Source organism: Vibrio sp. 10N.261.52.A1 (assembly GCF_002876325.1).
Classification (GTDB): Bacteria; Pseudomonadota; Gammaproteobacteria; order Enterobacterales; family Vibrionaceae; genus Vibrio; species Vibrio chagasii.
This window is the reverse complement of sequence record NZ_MCYD01000017.1, coordinates 1-1,355: the sequence shown is the minus strand read 5'-3', so window position 1 is coordinate 1,355 and position 1,355 is coordinate 1. Positions and strand designations below refer to the sequence as shown.

General features: G+C 46.0%; 1 protein-coding gene. It reads left to right on the top strand.

The features are described from left to right. Positions 1 to 283: 283 nt before the first annotated feature. On the top strand, positions 284 to 1,279 hold the full coding sequence (locus tag BCT81_RS00230; RefSeq protein ID WP_102422931.1) for a 2-hydroxyacid dehydrogenase: 996 nt from the start codon (positions 284 to 286) through the stop codon (positions 1,277 to 1,279). The last annotated feature ends 76 nt before the right edge of the window (positions 1,280 to 1,355 follow it).

Genomic DNA, 1,355 nt, shown 5'->3' with positions numbered 1-1,355 from the left:
ATTTATACAAGGCAGAGGCGTCGATGTGTAGCTAGCCTACATGAGAAGCCGATAACGTAGTAGAAATGACCAGCAAACGCTGCCCGAAGGGTTCGGCTAAAAGCGTTTTACTCTTTGTTGAGGGGGATTTACTTAGAGTGACTAGGCTACTTCCCCCTCGCCGCGATTAAAACGCTTTTATCTCGAACAAAATTTAACCACGAAAGGTCAACACGCCCTAGCTTTAACCCCTTATCAAATAAACATAATTGGGGTATTCATTTTTTAGGTAAGAGAGGAAGCCATGCTCAACATTGCTTTTTTTAGCTCAAAATCATATGACGAAAAATCATTCAACCTTGCGAAAGGCGAACTCAACGCTGAGTTTCATTTCCATGATTTTCGCCTCACCACAACCACAGCGAAAATGGCGCACGACAATGAAGTGGTTTGTGCGTTTGTAAACGACGACCTATCGCGAGAAGTGCTAGAGATTCTTGCACAAGGCGGTACAAAACTGATTGCAATGCGCTGTGCAGGCTTTGACAAGGTCGACCTAGACGCAGCCAAAGAGCTTGGCTTGCAAGTGGTGCGCGTTCCTGCTTATTCACCAGAGTCAGTAGCAGAGCACACTGTCGGCATGATGATGTGTTTAAACCGTAAGCTTCACAAGGCATACCAACGCACTCGTGATGCAAACTTCTCTCTAGAAGGCTTGGTTGGCTTTAACTTCTACGGCAAAACTGTGGGTGTGATTGGTTCCGGTAAAATTGGCCTAGCGACCATGCGTATTCTAAAAGGCTTGGGCATGAACATCCTATGTTACGACCCATACCCAAACCCACTGGCCGTTGAGCTAGGCGCTACATATGTAGAGCTAGACGAGCTTTACAAAGAGTCTGATGTGATTACTCTGCACTGCCCAATGAGTAAAGAGAACTACCACCTATTAGACGCGACTGCATTTGAGAAGATGAAAGACGGCGTGATGATCGTCAACACCAGCCGTGGTGAACTATTGGATTCCACAGCGGCTATCGAAGCGCTTAAACAGAGTAAGATTGGCGCGCTTGGCCTTGATGTGTATGACAACGAGAAAGAGCTGTTCTTCCAAGACAAATCGAATGACGTGATTGTTGATGACGTGTTCCGCCGTCTATCTGCTTGTCATAACGTGCTGTTCACCGGTCACCAAGCTTTCTTAACCAAAGATGCTCTGTTCAATATTGCGAACACAACCCTAACCAGCGTTGACGCTTTCTTTGCAGGCAACACCAGCGGCAACGAACTCGTCGAATAACGGACTGAGTTAAAAACAAACTAGATCTACAAATACAAAGCCATGCAGGTTCTTAAGAATTGAAGTGACCCCGTAA

Coding starts and splice junctions, on each gene's coding strand:
- BCT81_RS00230 (WP_102422931.1), top strand. CDS start 284: ATGCTCAACATTGCTTTTTTTAGCTCAAAATCATATGACGAAAAATCA.